An 18867-nucleotide genomic window follows, 5' to 3' on the forward strand; every position below is an offset into this window, starting at 1 on the left:
GCTAAACGGTTAACCAGTCGCGTGACGATAGTCTGACGAGGGGCATTGTCATATCAGCTTCATTTCGCTTTGTCTGTAGGACAATAGTCCTACTACGGTCGCTGGGCCTTCGTATCAAGCCGCTCCAACTCGGCCACGCACGCCTCTAGCCGAGGCGGCAGGACTTGACGATGGGTCAGCACCCATGGAAGCCCGGTGAACGCTTGTGCAATCCCGAAGGCTGTCCATCGGTCCTTCGCCGCCGCGCGTAACGCGCGAAAGGTATGGAGAAGCGCAACGTGGAAGGGCCGCCGAAGCCACGACAGCCATAAGGCATTCCGGCACAGCAGCCGGCTTCGTGCCCCTACATCGCGGCTCGGCGATGGCCGGTGGTAGACCTCCAGATCATCCACGTACACCATCGCCCAGCCGGCGACCGCGAGATCGAGCGCCAGCAACGCTTCTTCTCCACCGATCAAGAATCGCGGCTCGAACCCACCCACGCTCAATACCGCCGACCGCCGAACGATGGAGGCGCCGGCCAAGAATCCCAAAATCGGCGCCCCCGGCAAACCTGGATCACGCGGGAGAGGGCTCAGCGCCATCCGGCGGCAGGTCGGATCTTCCACCCCGCCGGGAAGGACCAGCACACGCGCGGTAATCACCGCGAGCCGGGGATGGCGATCGAGCAGTGCGGCCCTGCGTGCGAGTGCGCCTGGCGCCCACCAGGCATCGTCATCGCACAGCGCCACGTATTCGGTCGCCGCCGCCTTGATTCCCACATTCCTTGCTGCGGCACCTTGGTTCTCGTCGAGGCGAATCACCGTGATCTCCGGGAAGCGCGACTGGAGTCGAGTTGCCGTCCCGTCGATCGATCCATTATCCACGACAATGACGCGAGGCCGTTCAGGACGCGATGAGAGGCGGCTCACGGTCGCCGTCACCTCTTCGACGCGGTTAAAGGTCGGAATGACGACGGTCATGGGGACACCACTCCTCGCCGCACTAACCCTGTGCCGGATCTTCCTCACCCGCCAGTAGCGTTCAGGGGCAAATGCATCTGCGTAGCCGGGCCGCCCAGCCGTGGAGAGCGCGCGTAGTTGTGAGCAATAACAGTGAACGGCGGCCTCCTTGCGTGTGCTCGCGAGCTGTGAGTGGCCGATAACGGGTTCCAAGAGAACGCCCCAAGCCTCGCAGGCTTGGATCCGCTCCTCGACAAGGCCCGGGATGCGTCGGTAGAGCGCATCCTCGTAGAGGAACCATCGCCGTGCAGGATAGCGGTCGATCAGCGCAAGGGCGGCCTCGTGCGCGAGAAGGTGATCGCTGTGAAACAGCCCGAGCGGGACAAGCAGATTCTCGCCGGGCACTCGGTCCAAGACGTCGCTGAGTGCAGTGGAAATCGCGCCGCGGGACGGGGTCTGTCCATACTGACTGTCACAGAAATTCAGCCAGACGGGTCGCGCGTCGAGCAGTGCCAGCGCCGATGCGTCTTCCGCTCGGCGAATGCCAATGACATCATCAGCCGCTTCAAATCCAGCCGCACGATCCCATTCAGTGATCGCGTGGCCGGCCGGCGGGCTCCCGGCAAAAACGGTCACCACTGTCGAACCCGGATGGGCTTCAAGGAGACAACCGCAGGCAAAGACCGCGTCGTCACAGTGCGGAGAGATGACGACCAGGCCGCCTTGGAACCCGTCGATTCCGTCCATTACTTCACCGCCTCAATGAACAAGGTCTCGCGCTCGCGGTTGTCCAGCGCGACGATATCCGTGTACGGACTCTTCGTCTGTTTATAGGCACAGCGCACCACGTCACCAAATCCCGCCTTGCGCAGCCACTCATCGGCGAACTCGAATGTAAACGGCGTTCGGACCGATCCATACCAAATGATCTGCGTGACCAGCTTGGCACCGGGGGTTGCGGCATCGGCATCCGGTACATAGAAGTACCGCGTGTCACGGTCGAGATACGCGGCAATCGCGCGATCGAGGTCCGGGACGCCGATGCGGAGCACCCCGCGCGGCTTCAGGACGCGATGCAGCTCGCCCAAGGCCGGAAGCACGTCGAGGTACGGCAGATCCTGCAACGCATGAATCGTGACGATGTATCGAAGAAGTTCGAGGCGACCGGCAATCCTTCACGGATGTCACAGGGAAGATCGATATCCTCACCGGCGCGGATGTCGGAGTTTATCCAGCCCGCGGCCGCACACGGCCCACAACCCCAGTTGAGGCGCCGAACAGGCACACCGAACGAAACGGGAACCACGGCACCCTGCTACAGGAAGGCCACCCGATACTTCACGGCCCCGTACAATCTCCAGAAGACCGCCAGCGGCGGAATCAGAGCTGACGTCACGACCATCTCCGCCAGATGACTGATCCGGCGAGACGTTCCCTTCAAGCGTCGCCGGCAAAACGCGGCGGTGGATCCGAGCCAGACACAAGATGCGGCGACGGCCGCGACTCCCCATCCCATCAGCCCGGCGAGAAGCGCCGCAACCAGTGACAGGACGGCCCGATAATAGTGCCAGGGCGGTCCCTCTTGAATGTGTTCGCGGTAGAGCACGGGATGTTTCTTGAACAACAGGGCATTGAAGACGCTGTTGCGCTGGAGCCGCAGACTGACGCCCCATGGCGCGGGGCGTACCGGGTGGATGACCACCGCCTCGGGTTGGGCCAAACAGCCGTACCCTCGCTCGAGAATCGCGAACTGCAGATCGCTGTCTTCTCGCCACGCACGTGTAAATCGCTCATCGAATCCGCCCACTTCCTCAAGAACGCGGCGGCGGTAGAAACAGTTGGCGGTGGCGAGGGGCGCTCGCTCCAGTCCGGCGACCGATTTCTCATAATCCGTCGGCACCGGCGGCAGCGGGACGACAATCCGCCCCCACGCCCCTGCCACCCCCTCGTCTTCAAAACACCGCAGGCCTGCTGTCAACCAATCCGGAGCCGGAATGCAATCGTCATCGGTGAAGGCGATGATCTCACCCTGTGCGGCACGCCATCCTATGTTACGCGCGGCGGCGGGGCCATGGCGGTCGGTGACGAGAAGATAGACGACTCGGGGCCGTCCCCGCTCGGCCCAGCGCTCGACCACCGACCCTGCCTCACCTCCCGGCGCATCATCCACAATAATGATTTCGTACTGCGCCGCATCGAGCGTCTGATTGCACAGCGCACCGAGGCACCGGTCGAGCAGGTCCGGACGCTTGTAGGTCGGCACGACGATGGAGACGAGACAGTGCTGACTGCTGAGTGCCGAGCGCTGAGATGAGAGGAAGTCGGACGTGGAAACAGCTGAAGAAGGAGACAGGAACGATAGCTGTCCGGCTTCCTGACTTTTCGAGCCTGCCTTCATTGTTCACATCCCGATAGTTTTAGACTCAACGCTCAGCACTCATCACTCCGGACTTCTTCTTGAGCAAGAACGAGCCGATCACGAGCGCATCGAGCGGCGAGGTCCAGAACGACTCAATGGCATCCCGCGGGGAGCAGACGATCGGCTCTCCACGCGTGTTGAAGGAGGTGTTGACGAGGACGGGCACGCCGGTCCGTCGCTCAAAGGCTTTGATGAGGTCATAGTAAAGCGGGTGCTGCTCGCGATTGATCGTCTGCACGCGGGCGGTGCCGTCGACATGGCGGACGGCCGGGATTCGGTTCGCCTTGTCGGACCGTACCTCATCGACGAACAACATGAAGGGCGACACCCTGCCTGGTGCAAACCAATTCGCGGCTTCCTCCTCCAAGACAACTGGGGCGACCGGGCGGAAGTCCTCTCGATCCTTAATTGCATTGAGGCGATCCTGCATCGATGCGCTCAGCGGCGACGCCAGAATCGACCGGCCGCCGAGGGCGCGAGGGCCGAACTCCATCGGGCCCTGAAACCACCCGATGATCTGATCATCAGCCAGCAAGTCGGCGGTCTCTTCGGCTACATCTTCGAGACGGCGATAGGCTAACTTGGAGCGGACGAGGAACGCATGGATCTCTTCATCACTATAGGATGGTCCCAAGAATGCGTGCTCCATCGCCGAGCGCCGTGCCGAAGGGGCGGCACGTTCTCGCGCGTCGACCCACAGTGCGGCCCCAAGGGCGGTGCCCGCGTCGCCGGCCGCCGGCTGCACCCAGACATCATGAAACGGGCCGCGATCGCGGATCTTCGCGTTCATCACGCAATTCAGCGCGACGCCGCCGGCCAAGCACAGCCGGCCCACACCTGTCGTGCGATGCAGCCACGCGACAAGCTCGAGCACCGTTTCCTCGATCACCAGTTGAAGCGACCGCGCAACATCGTAATGGTGCTGCTCAAGTGGCCCGCCCCGCTCGCGAGACGGACCGAAGCGCTCGATAAGGCGCGGCGCGGCGACGGTATAGTGGCCGTCCCCATTGACTCGGACGATGTCCCGGAACTGTTCGGCGTACCGAGGCTTGCCATAGGAAGCCAACGCCATGACCTTGTATTCATCGGAGGAATGCAGAAATCCCAAATAGCTCGTCACTTGCTCGTACAAGATGCCGAGCGAGTGCGGCATCTCGACCTGCCCGAGTCCCTCGAGTGAGATTCCACGGCCCAGGCTGTAGCTGGTCGTCGCGCGCTCACCTCGGCCATCCAAGGTCAATACGGCGGCCTCCTCGAACGGGGATGCGTGAAACGCGCTCGCCGCGTGGGCGACGTGATGCGCGACGAAATGCCACCGAAACGGACCATCCGGACGGGCGCCCTTGAAAAGCGCCCTCAGGTGATGCGGGACGCCCGACGCCAAGTGTCGCGGCGCGTTGATCACGTAGGAGAGAAACAACGGCTCCCACGGCGACTCCCAGCCGGCCGGCGGCGCGGCACTGGGCTCCAGTGGCAAAAAGATCGCCGGATCGGTTGAGCGGCCGTCGAGCAGGATGTATGGATCGTATGAGTAGGCAATGTGGTCTACATCCGTGAGGTTGATTCGGGCGGCCCGGAGACAAAAATCGATCGCGTGAAACGGCAGCTCATAGGCCGTGAACGGAATAGGCCGCTTCCCATGCTTGATATGCGTGAAGCGCTCTTCTTCGGCGGCCGCGATGAGCCGGCCGTCCTGGACGAGACACGCGGACGGATCATGAAATGCGGCGTTAATACCGAGGGTGTACAAGCGGCACTCCTTTCCATGGCGACGCGGTCGCCTGCTCCAAGAGCTCCATCGCGGCATGGACCACGGTGTTCGGCGTCACACGACGGAGACAGTCGTGGTGGCCCTCCGGACAGATGCTCTTGTAGCAATACTTGCACGGCACGTCGTGAAACAGGACGCGGTGTGGGACTTGCCAGGGCGTGTGCTGCGGATTCGTCAACGCGTAGAGATCGACGACCGGTGTGCCAACGGCGGCGGCGATGTGGACCGCTCCTGTATTGTTCGAGATCACGAGCGGGGCGCGGGCAAGCAAGGCCGCAAAGCTCGGGAGATCGAGCAGACCGGCCAGCGAATGGGAGCGGACACTCAGCGACGATCGGATCCCCTCGATCAGGTCTCGCTCCGGCTCGGTGCCGGTGAAGAGGATGGTACAGTCTGCGGCGCGCGCCACGGACTCCGCAACGGCCCCGAAGCTTTCGGCTGGATAGCGCCGCGAAGGGGCGCTCGCACCCGGATGCACGATGACCCACCGTTCGTCGCGACCCACGATGTCGCCGAGCAGCCGATCGATCGCCGCGAACGCGTCTTCCGGAATCCGCAGCGCCAACCGTTCATCGGACGGTCGGGCGCCCACGGTGCGGACGAGGTCGAGTTGACGTCGCACTTCATGCCGAAGACAGGTATCGGGTTCGATTTCCCGGACCCAATGCGTCAATAACTGATAGGGATTCTCGCGGCAGTGCGCGAGCCTCATCGGGATGCCGGCGAGATAACACAGTAGCGCCGCCGGCAGCGCGCTTTGGCTGTAGACCGTGAAGATCACGGCCGCATCGTAGCGACCGGCCCGCAGCTGCTCCACCAATAGCAAGTCGGGCTCACTGGTCACGCGCCGGGCCGTCGCTTTCATCCACGGCGCCTCATACACCACGACCTCATCCACGCCGGGAAGAAGCCGGCCGGCCTCGGCGCCCAATGGAGAAGACAGCAACGTGACGTGACGATCGGGAACCGATTCCTTCAAGCCACGCACGGCTGGCCCGGTCATGATGACATCACCCAAGGTATCCAGCCGAATACAGAGGATACGGATCGCCCGCTCCCAGGCGCGGTCCTGCTCAGACAGATTCATAGGCTGGCCTCACCTCAACGGCGTCGGAGGCTTCCCACTCATCGCAGCCGACAATCAACCGAGCCGCTTCCTTGAGGTCCCGGGCCACATGATCGGGCCACCGCCGACCGCCGAGACGCCACTCGGTTTCATGACCGTTGTCAATCAGGACCGTGCGACAGCCGGCGCGGTGGCCCGCTTCCACGTCATGCAGGATGTCGCCGATCATCCACGACTCGGCCAGCGAGACGCCCCATTCATTGGCCGCGCGCTGTAACAGGCCCGGACCCGGCTTCCGGCACAGACATTCGACTGCGTATGCCGCAACCATCCCTTCTGGGTGATGCGGGCAGTAATAGAAGCCTTTCAGGGTCACCCCCTCCGAGGCCAACAGACCTTCCAACGCCGCGGCGACCGACCAAAGCGCGCGCTCCTCGAAATAACCGTGCGCGACGCCGGCTTGGTTGGAGACGACGATGACGTGAAACCCGGCACCCTCGAGTCGCCGCAACCCCTCGCCCGCCCCGGGCAGCAATCGGATTCTCGCCACATCGCAGCTATAGGGCACGTCTTCAATGAGCGTTCCGTCCTTGTCGACGAAGAGGGCTTTCTTCAGTGCTGAGTGCCGAGTGCTGAGGGCTGAGTGATCGGTCTGCAATACGTTCACGATCGAATCCCTCTATGCGAACAGCCGGGCTCCCTTCACCTTTTCACCTACACCTCACGCAGCATTGTTTCTCCACTCAGCACTTCCTCACGGCCACGACGTCTCGCGAAGCGGGATCACGGTGATCTCCGGGACGACGGTCTCGGGCGGCAACTGCAACAGGGAACGCACAGTCTCGGCGACGTTGCGGGGGTCCTGCAAGGTTCCCCGGTCAATGTCGGGGAACCGGTCGAGCAAGAACGGCGTCCGCATCCCGCCGCTGATCACGGCCGTCACTTTCACCTGATGCGGTCGCGCCTCGACGTGCAGCGCATGACTGAAGCCCAAGAGCCCCCACTTGCTCGCATGATAGGCGGCGGCATTCGCCCAAGCCCGTTTCGCCGCGGTCGACACGATGTTCACGATCTGCCCCGCCCGCCGCTCCTTCATCAGGGGCAGCACGATCTTCGAGAGGACGAACGGCCCTCGGAGGTTCGTACACATGATGCGGTCCCACTCGTCGAACGTCAGCTCTTCGATCGACACTGTCCGATCGATGGCCGCGTTGTTGATCAGCACGTCGATCGGACCCAGTTTGTCGATGACGCGTCGGACGGCCTCCTCGGCCTGCCGCGTGTTGCCCACGTCGCAGACCGCCGGCAGCGTGGTCATCCCGTCGTGCCCAAGCTTCTCGGCCACCGTCTGGGCAGCTTCATGCCGGATGTCCGCGACCGCGACTTTCATGCCGGCCTCGCCGAGCGTTCGGCACAGTGCTTCTCCGAGCCCGGAGCCGCCCCCCGTAATGAATGCAACCTGACCCTGCAAGTCCCGCATCGTGCCCTCCTATTTCCTTCCCGCTCGTGCGGCGCCGACCCGACTTCGTCGATTCGCGAGCCCCGCCCGTCGCGGCAACTCCCATACCGACCCGGTCCGGTCTCCGGCCGCGAAGCGATCGTCGACGGCCAGACGCTCATCGACGAGCCCGCAGAGCAGATGGAGCAAGACCAAGTGGACCTCTTCGATGGAACAGCGATCGGACGAGGGCACCATCAGCACGACGTCGGCCAGGCGACGATGCTCGGCCCCCTGCAGGCCGACTAGCGCGATCGTGCGAAGGCCTCGCCGCTGCGCCGCCTTGAACGCTTGCAGAAGGGGCCGGGACAAGCCGACGGTGCTGATGCCGATGAAGACGTCATCGGGCTGGCCGAACGTCTCGACCTGGCGCGCAAACATCGCATCTCCGCCGGCGTCGGACCTGAAATAGGCGCTCCCGGCATTCAACGACAGCGCGGGCAGGCCGGGACGGTCCGATCGAAACCGGCTCACGAACGATGCGGCAAGATATTCGGCATCCGCGCCGCTGTCCCCTTCGCCGCAGATCAGCACCTTGCCGCCACGCGCGAAACAACTGCTCACCGCCTGCGCCGCCTCCAACACCAGGGTGCGCAGCCGTCGGCGGCTCTCCTGCATCACTTCCATCGTCTGGTCGAATCCGCGATCGACGACCACCGCTTGATCATGGTGCGCCCATTGCTCGGGCTGATTCGCGATCAACACGCTCTCGTAGAGCGCTGAGAGAGCTTTGGCCACCTTCTGCCACGTGAACAGGTCGTTCACACGTTGGACGGCCTGGCGACCGAAGACGGTCAGGAGCTGCGGGTGTCGATACAAATGGGCGAGCTTCTCGGCCAGGGCCTGCGGGTTGTTCGGCGGGACCAAATAGCCGGTTTCACTGTCCCGAACGGTAAATTTAATGCCGCCCACGTTGGCGCCGACCACCGGCGTGCCGCACGCCATCGCCTCCACTGGCGTGATCCCGAAGGGTTCATACCACGGGGTCGTGACGAAGATATCGGCGGCGCTGTAATAGTATTTCAGTGTGTCCCGTCCACGCCGGCCGACGAACGTGACGAGATCCGCCACCCCTTCCTCTCGCGCAATGGCCTGTAGCCGCCCGATTTCCGGCGTTCGCTCGGGATCAGGATCGTCAGACTCGCCGCCCACCACCAACAGCTTGGCCTCGATGTGGTGCTCTTTCAGCAGACAGGCGAACCCGCGGATCACCGTCTCGATGCCCTTGCGCGGCACGATCCGCCCGACATGGACGATGACGCGACTGTCGGGCGGCAAACCCAGCGAGATTCTGGCGAGCGCCTTGCTGATGGGCCACAGTTCGGTTTGATCGAACCCACAGGGGATGATGGTGATCTTGGACGGATCGGCGTTGTACAGCCGGATCAAATCCTCTTCGTCCTGCGGGGCCTCGGCGACGATATGATCGGCCTCGAGCACAATCCGATCTTCGACTTCGAACCGCGTGTCCGGAAACTCGTCGGCTTGGCGTTGATGCTGCCGACGAACGCGACCGAGCGCATGGAAGGTGATCACGAACGGAATGCCGAGCCGGCGTTTCAACTCTGCCGCGACGAGCCCCGACATCCAGAAGTTGGCATGGACGAGATCGTAAGCCTTGCGTTGGCACCGGCAGAACTTCACGACGTAGTCGGTGAAATCCTCCATGTACGGCAGCAAATCTTCCTTCCGAACGAAGGTTGGTGGGCCGGCCGGCACGTGCACGATCCGGACGCCGTTCACCCACTCCGCGGTTTCGGGCAGGATCTCGCTATCGCGCCTGGTGAAGACATCGACGTCGTACCCCATCGCCGCCAGGGCCTTGGCGACTTGCCCGACGTAGAGGTTTTGCCCGCCGCAATCGACGCCGCCCAACACACTCAACGGGCTCGCGTGCTCGCTGATCAGCGCAATTTGTTTCGTCATCGGATCTCCTGTGTGATGGCCGCCGGGTGAGTAGCCCGGGCGCGTCGCTCCGGGCTCGGTCCGCCCGCTCCACGATGCCGGCCTGCGACGTCCGTAAACGCGCGGTCCCAATCCTGCACGAACCGGTCGATGCCGAACCGTCGCAAGGCCGTTCGCCGGGCACCCGCGCCCAGCCGACGCGCTTCCTCGCGGTCCGCCAACAGACGCCGCATGTGGTCGATCAATCGTTCGACGTCCGTGTCGACGTAGCCCGAGACGCCTGATTCCACCGCGGTCGCCATCTCGGTTGTGGCCAGGCCAACGATGGGAATCCCGAGCATCATCGCTTCGCACACCGCTAGGCCGAGGCTCGTGTAGCGGATCGGGTTGAAGACAAACCGATAGCGGCACATGAAGGCCGGCAACTCGTCGTGCGAAATTTCGCCCAGCCCGCCGGCCGCTTCCGATTCCATCCCGACGAGATCCAACGGCACATCGGCACGGACGCGCTCGAACACATCGGCCCCCAGACGCCGCCCGCGTCGCCGGAGGCCGTTGACGACCACGAGGCCTCGGTCGAGTTCCCCCGTGTAGCGTGCGGTCGGCGGGACCAGCACGCCGTGCTCGATCACCCGGGTCCGGACCCGTCCGCTGTCCCACATCAGTTCGTTGAATGGGGTGACGTGGACGAGCAGAACCGCCGGGTCGTCGACCACATGGCGCGTGTTCGTCGGATGCTCCTGAGGCGGGTCGTGCTCGAGAAAAACTCGTGGGAGGCACCGCTGGGCGTCGGACAGGATTTCGAATTGGTCAACCAGGTAGTGCTGCTTCGACTGAAACAGAATGCAATCGAAGTCGTAGTCCGGGATCCGGTCAATCGGCACCTCATGAACCCGGTCCGACCACGGAAAGCCGGGCGCCCGACCGGCATAGCCGGGAGATGAGCGTCCAACGGGCAGATAGAAGTGGTGAGGCGTCTGCGTCAGATAGTAGAGATAATTGCCGTGCACGTGCCAGGTGAAGACTCTGAGCGCGCCTGGGTGCACCATCAGCACACCTCTCCGGCTTCACACGGTTCCTCGACGAGCAGGGTGTCGACATCCTGGAGAACTGCTTCCGCGGTCGCCTCCGCACCGAGCCGGATTCGGTGCCGCGTCCGATCGAGCGGCGCCCAGCGCACGGGATCGGACCCGGTCACGACGACCACGCTGGGCACGCGCAGCGCCGCCGCCACATGGGACACGCCGGTGTCGTTCGCGACCAGGAGCCGGGCCTGACTCAGGAGCACACCGAGAGTCCCGAGGTCCGTTCGGCCGACGAGATTGACCGGTCGTGTCGTCATGCGCTCCTGCATGGCCTCGGCCAATGCCGCTTCGTTCGCGGTACCGGTCAGGACGATGTGGAACCCTCTTCTGCCCAGCTCGTCGGCGACCGCGGCGAACTGATGTGGCGGCCAGCGTCGGCTAGCGCCGCGACCGCCGGGATGTATACAGACATACGGTGATGACCTCAGCACGGCTGCCTCAGGCATGGCGGCAAACGCCTCTTGGTCGGCCGCCGTCAGCGGAAACTCCAGGTCACTGCCTTTCAGCGGGATGCCGAGGAACTCCATCAAACGCAGATGCCGATGCACCTCCGAGATGTCGTTGGGATAGGGCATGAAACGGCCTGGATCCGGGCAAAAATCTCCGGGCACGACGAAGCCGGCGGTCATCCGGCCACCGAGCAAAGCTACCAGTCCGTTGACATACCGGCCGCTCCCGTGCATTTGCAGGATCAGATCGAATCCGCGGGCCTGCATCGCAGAGAGAAAGGATGGAAGTGCCGTCGGGACGACCGGTTGCTCGGGCAATCCGGGGAAACCCGGGCACTCGATCCATTCGTCCAGATAGTGGGGAAAGCGCGCGACGAACGATCGGGACCACGGATGCCCGATGAGCGCGATGTGGGCATGCGAAAACGCCGCGCGCAACGCCCGCCAGGCCGGCACGGCACAGAGCAGATCGCCCAAAAACAGGGCACGCACGATGGCGATGCTCTTAATCGGCCCGGCACGAAAGTCTAGTGTCATGTCGACATCACGCGCTTCACCTAACGTTGTCTTAACCGAAGGCGAGCGACGGCAAACATCAGCGAATGCACGTAAAGCGTGTACAGGGACGGCGTAAACCGGAGCACGGTTCTCTATTACGAGTCCCGGACTAAAGGATCGTCCTGTCGGCGCGGTGGTGTGCGTCAACAGCGGGAAGCAGGCGGCGAACTCACGCGCAGTTACGAACGGGTGGGCAGCCCGTCTCGCAGGTTGGCGAAACGGACGTGTCCACCATTTTTGTCGCTCGGCTTATGTCGAATTTCGAAAGTCCGTGAGGAGGGCGAACACGCCTCTACCAGGCTTGGAACAGCAGGCATTTCAGATAACGCGTCTCCGGCATCGCAACGAGCACGGGATGATCTCGAGACTGCGACCGTGCCTCGAGGAGGCGCAACTGCTTTCCGGCATCCCGGGCGGCTTCAACGACGAGCGCCATGAACGGCCCCTCACCGACGTGCTGAGAGCACGAGCAGGTTACGAGGAAGCCGCCGGGTCGGAGTAGACGCAGGGCGCGAAGATTGATCTCCTTATAGCCGGCGATCGCGTGCGGCACCGCGTGCTTGCTGCTCGCAAATGCCGGCGGGTCGACGATCACCATGTCGAACCGCGCCCCCTGGCGATCGAGCTCGCGCAATGCCTCGAATGCGTCCGCCGATTGATAGGAGGCGATCGTGGCGAGACCGTTCATATCGGCATGCCGGCGTGCCCACCCAAGCGCCTCCTGGCTCACATCGACACCCCGCACGGCGGCGGCCCCCGCCAACCCGGCACGGATCCCAAATGCGCCTGTATGACAGAACACCTCCAGCACGTCGGCGCCCTCAGATAAGTCAGCCACCGCCTCACGATTCTCGCGTTGGTCACAGAACCATCCAGTCTTCTGGCCCCGTTCCACATCCACCATGAAGCGCGCCTTGCCCTCGTAAATTTCGACGGTGGTCGGATGCTCGCCAAGCAGAAAGCGGCGCTCCAGCGGAAGCCCTTCCAAGACACGACTCTTTGCGTCATGCCGGGCGTAGACGGCGCTCGCCCCGCTCTCGTCACAGAGAAGACGGGCAAGATGCTCTTTGCGTTGATCCATGCCATACGACACGGCCTGCATGACAAGGAGATCGCCATACCGATCGACGATCAAGCCCGGCAGCCGGTCGCCCTCTGCGTAGAGCAGGCGGTAGGCAGTGGTACCGGCCACGACGCGTGCGCGAAGGACGACGGCTTCGCGGATGCGCCGCCGCCAGAAGGCGTCATCGATCGGCTCATCCTCGAGCGTGAGAAGCCGCACGTGGATTTTCGACTGCGGGTTGTAGAACCCGCGCCCGGCAAATTTGCCGAAGGGAAGCTCGACATCGACAAGGTCGCCGGGCGCCGGGTTGCCCTCAACCCGATCGAGGTCGCCGGCGAACAGCCACAGATACCCGGCCGCGACGCGATCTGCTCGTTGCCGCCGGATACGCACCTTTCCCGACACGCGCTCAACCATGATGGTGGTGGCTGTCCTTGATCCGTAGGCTCGGCAGATAGAGTCGGCTAGTATCCCGCTTGCTGTTTGAGCTTCATGATACAGCGAGTGAGCCGCTCCTGCTGGGCGGATTGTAAGGAGAGGAATCGGACACCGAACATCTCGCCTTTGACCCACTGTACCGCCGCGCGATCGACCTTCATCGGCCATGAAAAGTCAGGCATGAATAAGGAGAGTTTCACTTCAGTCCCGATGGGCGGCTGCGTCTCGCTTTCGATCCGGCACCCGCCTTTCGACAGATCTGCAACCGTGCCTTCCCCTTCCACGTCGTTTTCGATACCAGCAAAAAACACCCGCACACGATAGCGAAACCGTTCAGATGTCCGTGGCTGCATCGTCGACCCCTCACAGAAGCAGTGCCGGGGTACGGTACGTGAAACGCGATCGACGATGCAATCTCAATCCATCGTGTCGATGCTGGCGTACTGATGCTACGTGCGACTCCCGGCACTCCTTGTGGAGCCGCACGTGAAGGAGCACACGTGAGAACGTAGTCGAAGGCGCGCATTGAGCGGCGAGCAGAACCGGCGTTTGGTGTAGACAGAGCGTACACGGCCGCAGTCAACCTGTCCCTGCAAGGGGACAGCCTGTCCGGCGGATTCCGCCTCGCATTCACTCTTCCGAGTCGGAACACGCCTGCTCCGCGCAAATCGCAGAAGTTTGCGTATCCCCCGCCGCCCCCGGTTCGGGGCAACAAGGCGGTATGGATATGGCAACGATACGAACCAGCTATGTCGTGGAATCGGCGGTGTCCGCTTGCTCCGGTCTTCATCCACTACGGATCCAGAAGTCAGGAGAGTGATGCCGGATCTTATGGATTTTAGTGACGATCCGCGTCGGTATCCAATGGCTGAGGCAGCCGTACCGGCGGCCGGCATGTGGCGGGAGACTCATCGACTGGACTGGACTGAGTGGACTGACAAGGGAGAGCCACTATGATGATAGTCGGGCTGATTCTAGCAGTGGTTCTTGTTTTGACGGCGCTGTATGGGTTTGGGGTGCTACGAACGCCGTACACCAGCACCTTTCGCGTCGCCTTCTACTTTCTGCTGATCTTCTTCGTGGTCACGATCGTCGTCGGTGCCATCACGCAGTCCTATTACGGCTACGATCCAACGCCGCAAGGCCGCTAAGTGGCTGCCCGTGATCCACTGCCGTCCCGTCGCACTGAAGGTGCCGACTCTCGCCGCCACGCGCAGGAGCATCGCCCGACGGCAGATCGGCACCTGTGGGAAATTACGCCGATTCGCGACCTCTGTTGGATTGGGGCCGTCGCGGGATTGTTGTGGGCGGCATACCTCCTTCGCGACGTCTTCACCCCCGTTTTGATCGCCCTCACACTGGCATATCTGAGCAACCCGCTGCTGCGCTATGCGGAAGCGAGATGGCGGCTCCCGCGGCCAATCACGACGGCGGTGTTATTGCTGATCCTGGGCGTCCTCGGCGGGATCGTCGTCGCGTGGCTCGGCCCGCTCGTGATGGACCAAGTGCAGACGCTCGCGAGGAAGACGCCGCAGTACGTTGAAAGTGTGACCACCCGGTACGGCGTGACAATCGGCGTCTCCGCTCAATTGACCACGTTGATGGACCGACTGCGAGACAACCCTCTATCGGTGCTCCAGCCGCTGTTCCTGGGCACGACACAGGCCGTCGGCGTGATCGGTCAGGTGATCGGCGCGACCACTGAAGTCGCGCTCTTCGTCATTTTGCTTCCCATCTACTATTTTTTCTTTGCCTGGCACTTCGATCGAATGCTGTTCACTATCTGGCGATGGTGGCCCGCCAGTCGCAAGCCGGTCACGCTCAACTTGATCCGGCGGATGGATGACGCGGTCAGCGGCTTTTTTCGCGGCCGCGTGCTGATCGCCATTCTGAGCGGGGTGATGTATGCCGCCGGCTGGGCCTTCACGGGCGTGCCCTATTGGTTTCTCCTCGGTGCGGCGACCGGCCTGTTGACGATTGTGCCGTATGCGTCGGCCATTGGGTGGCCGCTCGCGATTCTGCTCAAGTATCTGGACGTCGTCACGTCTGGCAACGGTGACGGCCTGACCTTCATGTCCATTTTCTTCTGGCCCAGCGTGCCGTACTTGGCCGTGCAGTTCGTCGAAAGCTGGCTCCTCACACCGTGGATTCAAAGTCAATCCACCGATATGAGCGCCTTGACGGTGTTGATCGTCGTCTTTTTGGGCGGCGCCATTGCGGGTGTCGTCGGTTTGGTCGTCGCCATTCCGATCGCCGCCTGTATCAAAATCGTGTTTCAGGAACTGATTCTGCCGCGGTGGGAGCAATGGGCCGCCGAACACTGAGCGGCAGACGAGGCAGCGTGGTGATCGTTCCGTGAGCCGACGTAGTCTCGTGATCGCGATCACAGTGATCGTCGTCTTCTTTGTCGTCGTCGTGGCGTTGTGGGATTACCTGTGGGTCGCCTTGATGCAGACCGACGCGCTGGAGCCTAAATAGCTGATCCGAGAGTGCCCTGGCCCGCAACGGCTCGTCGTGTTCCGGCGGCTCTTCGCGCGGAGGTTCGGATGGCTCGGGCTCCTTCACCGGTGGTGCCGGCGTGGGCGGCTCTTGGCGAGGTTCCTTGTGCGTCGGTCCTTTTTCGTATTCGTGCGTCATGATCCGTTGGCGTTCCATACCACACGGATGACCATTTCGGGTATCAACGACGGGTGTGCATCGTTCGTCGGCCTGACACCGAGGCTCGAACGTCGGTCGTCTCCTCTCGTTGCCGTTCATCGACGGCACTGCATCGACTTCACCTATGGCCGACATCATGCGAGCCGAAGGTCGATCTAAACTGTGGCGCTAACGAGGAGGATGATCATGAACGGACAGGACGTTCAGAATCGAGGCGGCGCCAACGGTGTCGCCAACGGAACAAGCGGCATTGAGCAGGACAGCCGGAAGGAGAGTCTACGACGGATGCTCTTGGAGCGGCGGCAGGCCCTCACGCGAGAAATCGACGAGCTGTTGGCGCAACGGCGCACGGACCAGCGGCTGCAACGCGAGCAATCGGTCGCCGATCCCGGCGATCTCTCGCTTCAGGACGCAACGGGCGATCAGCAAATCTCGATACTCGAAATTCGAAACCGTATGCGGAACCAGGTGGACGAGGCGTTGCGTCGTCTCGAAGAAGGGACGTACGGCATCTGCGAGGACTGCGGCAGGCCGATCAGCCCCGAACGGCTCAAAGCTGTGCCGTTTGCCCGGCGGTGCGTCGATTGCCAACGCCAGGCGGAGCTCCTTGAGCGGATCGAAAAAGAGCCGGACCGCCACGAAATGTAACTGGGTGTGCGCCGGCACCCGTTCGAGAGACGGTGAACCCGGCGCGCCCTACATTGTGTCCGCCTGAACAGGAATCAGGATCGTCGGCACGTCGAAGATAACGGAACGGCGGGCGGCCCTTTCGTCCCTTCGTCATCCCCCTGACGCACGAACCCCTTGACAAAGTCCGCTTTCTCGCTTAGGAGTGGCATCCTACACCATTGGATTGTCTAGGAGAGGTACGATGACCAAATCGGACTTAATCGAAGCCGTGTCCCTCCAAGTGACGACGTTGACGAAGGCTCAGGCCGAGCGCGTCGTCAATCTCATGTTCGACACGATCCGTGACTCCCTCCACAAGGGCGATAAGGTCGAGATTCGAGGCTTCGGCAGTTTCCGGCTTCGCTCCCGGCGTTCGAAAGAGGGCCGCAACCCCAAGACCGGTCAGGCAGTCAGCGTTCCAGCGAAGAAGGTCCCTTTCTTCAAGGCCGGCAAAGAGCTCAAAGAGCTGCTGAATAGCCAAGGCTAAGGCCATCAGTTCGCCGTTTGTCCTTCCAGCGTGCTTTGTCTTTACTTGAGCCGCAGTATCTTTCTCCCCACCAGTAGCCACGCGAGCGACCTTCTCGGATCCACCCTGTCATTGACGCCGGTCATTCCGATGTGTGCGCTCACGTTCGCACACCGCGCACAGCCGCCGCTCAACAGTGACGCTCCTACCCTCTTCCTCATTCCGGGCTGATACACGATCCGACCCCGGTGCGCCAACATGCCTGTAGTGACAATCGGGAAGGGACGCCTATGAAAGCCGTTGGCCATACGAGATGGGCCATTGCCGAGGGCTACATCCCAGCTTACAGCCATGGTCCGGAGCCGCAGTTTACGAGCCACGAGACGGCGTGCCTGTTGAATGCTTCGGACCGCGACGCCCATGTCGAGATCACGATCTTCTATTCCGATCGGGAGCCGGTCGGCCCATACCGGGTGACGGTGCCGGCGCGTCGGACGAAGCACGTCCGCTTCAACGATCTCACAGACCCGGAACCCGTGCCGCGCGATACCGATTATGCGAGCGTGATCGAGTCCGATGTCCCGATCGTCGTGCAGCATACGCGCCTCGACTCACGGCAAGCCGAAAACGCCTTGATCACGACGATTGCCTACGCCGATTGATTGCGGCCCGCACTGTAGGGTGAGCCTCAGGCCCAAGGAAAGGAGTCATGTCGGCTTTAGCACATAGCGTTCAGCAAATTCATCGTGGCACCGGAGTGCGCCCCGCACGCGTCGATACGCCGATTGAACGGCTGCACGTGTCCGCCTATCTGATCCCCACCGACGGGCCGGAATCAGACGGAACCCTCGAGTGGCACCATACGATCCTCGTGGTCGTCGAGGCAGAGGCCGGGGGACAACGCGGGCTCGGCTATACCTATGCCGATTTGGGCGCCGCGCAACTCGTGAAGGAAATGCTCGCCCACGTCGTCGAAGGCCGGGATGCGATGGCCGTCCCCGACTGTTGGTGGGCGATGCTTCACGCCGTGCGCAATATGGGCCGCCCGGGCATCGCCTCAACCGCCATTTCGGCGGTCGATGGTGCGCTGTGGGACCTCAAGGCCAAACTCTTGAACATGCCCGTGGCCACCTTGCTTGGGATCGTGCGGGACAGCGTGCCGATCTACGGTAGCGGTGGATTCACTTCGTATTCGCTGAAGCAGCTACAGGAGCAACTCGGCGGGTGGGTCGAAGCCGGTATCCCGCGGGTGAAGATGAAGGTCGGACGGGAACCCGACCAGGACCTCAATCGCGTCAAAGCGGCGCGGGACATCATCGGCCCGGAAACCGAATTGTTCGTGGATGCCAACGGCGCGTATAGCCGAAAGCAGGCCTTGGCGTTCGCCGAGGCGTACTCCGTCCACGAGGTCATGTGGTTCGAGGAACCGGTCTCCTCCGACGATCTCGACGGGCTACGACTGGTCCGCGACCGTGCGCCGGCTCCGATGGAGATTGCCGCCGGGGAATACGGCTATGACCTCTTCTATTTTCGTCGCATACTGGAGGCCGAGAGCGTCGACGTGCTGCAAGCCGATGCGACCCGGTGCGGCGGGATTACAGGCTTCTTGAAAGTCGGGGCCCTGTGTGAAGCGCGCCCCCTGCCGCTCTCGGCGCATTGCGCGCCCTCGCTGCATGTGCATCCCAGCTGCGCCATCGGGCCGCTCCGCCATATCGAATATTTTCATGACCACGTCCGCGTCGAACATTTGCTGTTCGACGGCGCGGTAAATCCCGTTGACGGTCGTCTGCATCCCGATCTCTCGCGGCCGGGCTTGGGACTCGAGTTGAAGCGGGCCGACGCCGAACGTTATGCCATGTAACGCTGTCCAGTCCTCCGCGC

General features: G+C 62.7%; 19 protein-coding genes. 7 read left to right on the forward strand and 12 right to left on the reverse strand.

The genetic code is table 11. The features are described 5' to 3' along the window. Window positions 1-92: 92 nt before the first annotated feature. The 12 genes from AC1U7K_RS13700 to AC1U7K_RS13755 form a co-directional block, all read right to left on the reverse strand. Window positions 93-1688 (reverse strand): glycosyltransferase, encoded by a 1596-nt coding sequence (locus AC1U7K_RS13700; protein WP_480251989.1) that lies wholly within the window; start codon window positions 1686-1688, stop codon window positions 93-95. Continuing rightward, window positions 1688-2065, reverse strand: coding sequence for a class I SAM-dependent methyltransferase (locus tag AC1U7K_RS13705; protein ID WP_480251990.1), 378 nt, complete (start codon window positions 2063-2065; stop codon window positions 1688-1690). The genes AC1U7K_RS13700 and AC1U7K_RS13705 overlap by 1 nt, the downstream gene beginning before the upstream one ends. Window positions 2066-2256: 191 nt before the next feature. After that, the gene (locus AC1U7K_RS13710) at window positions 2257-3339 is read right to left on the reverse strand and encodes a glycosyltransferase family 2 protein (protein WP_480251991.1); all 1083 of its coding nucleotides are present in this window, start codon (window positions 3337-3339) and stop codon (window positions 2257-2259) included. 25 nt (window positions 3340-3364) lie between these two features. Then, window positions 3365-5110, reverse strand: a complete 1746-nt coding sequence (locus tag AC1U7K_RS13715) for a carbamoyltransferase family protein (protein ID WP_480251992.1) — start codon at window positions 5108-5110, stop codon at window positions 3365-3367. Then, complete coding sequence (locus AC1U7K_RS13720; RefSeq protein WP_480251993.1) at window positions 5091-6218, reverse strand: glycosyltransferase family 9 protein; 1128 nt, start codon at window positions 6216-6218, stop codon at window positions 5091-5093. The genes AC1U7K_RS13715 and AC1U7K_RS13720 overlap by 20 nt, the downstream gene beginning before the upstream one ends. Continuing rightward, entirely contained in the window at window positions 6205-6864 is a 660-nt protein-coding gene (locus AC1U7K_RS13725) for a D-glycero-alpha-D-manno-heptose-1,7-bisphosphate 7-phosphatase (protein WP_480251994.1), read from the reverse strand. The genes AC1U7K_RS13720 and AC1U7K_RS13725 overlap by 14 nt, the downstream gene beginning before the upstream one ends. Window positions 6865-6951: 87 nt before the next feature. Further along, on the reverse strand, window positions 6952-7677 hold the full coding sequence (locus AC1U7K_RS13730) for an SDR family oxidoreductase (RefSeq protein WP_480251996.1): 726 nt from the start codon (window positions 7675-7677) through the stop codon (window positions 6952-6954). Window positions 7678-7686: 9 nt separating this feature from the next. After that, window positions 7687-9621 (reverse strand): glycosyltransferase, encoded by a 1935-nt coding sequence (locus AC1U7K_RS13735; protein WP_480251997.1) that lies wholly within the window; start codon window positions 9619-9621, stop codon window positions 7687-7689. Next, a complete protein-coding gene (locus tag AC1U7K_RS13740; RefSeq protein ID WP_480251998.1) occupies window positions 9618-10649 on the reverse strand; it encodes a glycosyltransferase in 1032 nt (343 codons plus the stop codon). The genes AC1U7K_RS13735 and AC1U7K_RS13740 overlap by 4 nt, the downstream gene beginning before the upstream one ends. Further along, on the reverse strand, window positions 10649-11671 hold the full coding sequence (locus tag AC1U7K_RS13745) for a glycosyltransferase family 9 protein (RefSeq protein WP_480251999.1): 1023 nt from the start codon (window positions 11669-11671) through the stop codon (window positions 10649-10651). Before AC1U7K_RS13745 ends, AC1U7K_RS13740 begins: the two co-directional genes overlap by 1 nt. Window positions 11672-11984: 313 nt before the next feature. Next, window positions 11985-13172, reverse strand: coding sequence for a class I SAM-dependent rRNA methyltransferase (locus AC1U7K_RS13750; protein ID WP_480252000.1), 1188 nt, complete (start codon window positions 13170-13172; stop codon window positions 11985-11987). Window positions 13173-13219: 47 nt separating this feature from the next. Continuing rightward, the gene (locus AC1U7K_RS13755; protein WP_480252001.1) at window positions 13220-13546 is read right to left on the reverse strand and encodes a PilZ domain-containing protein; all 327 of its coding nucleotides are present in this window, start codon (window positions 13544-13546) and stop codon (window positions 13220-13222) included. Between the two features lie 600 nt (window positions 13547-14146). Between AC1U7K_RS13755 and AC1U7K_RS13760 the strand changes: the two genes are divergently transcribed. The 7 genes from AC1U7K_RS13760 (at window position 14147) to AC1U7K_RS13790 (ending at window position 18847) form a co-directional block, all read left to right on the forward strand. After that, on the forward strand, window positions 14147-14344 hold the full coding sequence (locus tag AC1U7K_RS13760; RefSeq protein ID WP_480252002.1) for a hypothetical protein: 198 nt from the start codon (window positions 14147-14149) through the stop codon (window positions 14342-14344). Next, on the forward strand, window positions 14345-15517 hold the full coding sequence (locus tag AC1U7K_RS13765) for an AI-2E family transporter (protein ID WP_480252003.1): 1173 nt from the start codon (window positions 14345-14347) through the stop codon (window positions 15515-15517). It abuts the gene before it with no gap. A gap of 31 nt (window positions 15518-15548) precedes the next feature. Then, window positions 15549-15671: a hypothetical protein gene (locus tag AC1U7K_RS13770; protein ID WP_480252004.1), complete on the forward strand. Its 123-nt coding sequence runs from the start codon at window positions 15549-15551 to the stop codon at window positions 15669-15671. 366 nt (window positions 15672-16037) lie between these two features. Beyond that, window positions 16038-16499, forward strand: coding sequence for a TraR/DksA family transcriptional regulator (locus AC1U7K_RS13775; RefSeq protein WP_480252005.1), 462 nt, complete (start codon window positions 16038-16040; stop codon window positions 16497-16499). A 205-nt stretch (window positions 16500-16704) separates the two neighbouring features. Next, window positions 16705-17007, forward strand: coding sequence for an integration host factor subunit beta (locus tag AC1U7K_RS13780; RefSeq protein ID WP_480252006.1), 303 nt, complete (start codon window positions 16705-16707; stop codon window positions 17005-17007). A 269-nt stretch (window positions 17008-17276) separates the two neighbouring features. After that, entirely contained in the window at window positions 17277-17648 is a 372-nt protein-coding gene (locus AC1U7K_RS13785) for a sensory rhodopsin transducer (RefSeq protein WP_480252007.1), read from the forward strand. A 47-nt stretch (window positions 17649-17695) separates the two neighbouring features. Continuing rightward, window positions 17696-18847 carry an enolase C-terminal domain-like protein gene (locus AC1U7K_RS13790; protein WP_480252008.1) on the forward strand — a complete coding sequence of 384 codons (1152 nt, stop codon included), beginning with the start codon at window positions 17696-17698 and terminating at the stop codon, window positions 18845-18847. The last annotated feature ends 20 nt before the right edge of the window (window positions 18848-18867 follow it).

The organism is Nitrospira sp. Vd2 (assembly GCF_979581665.1).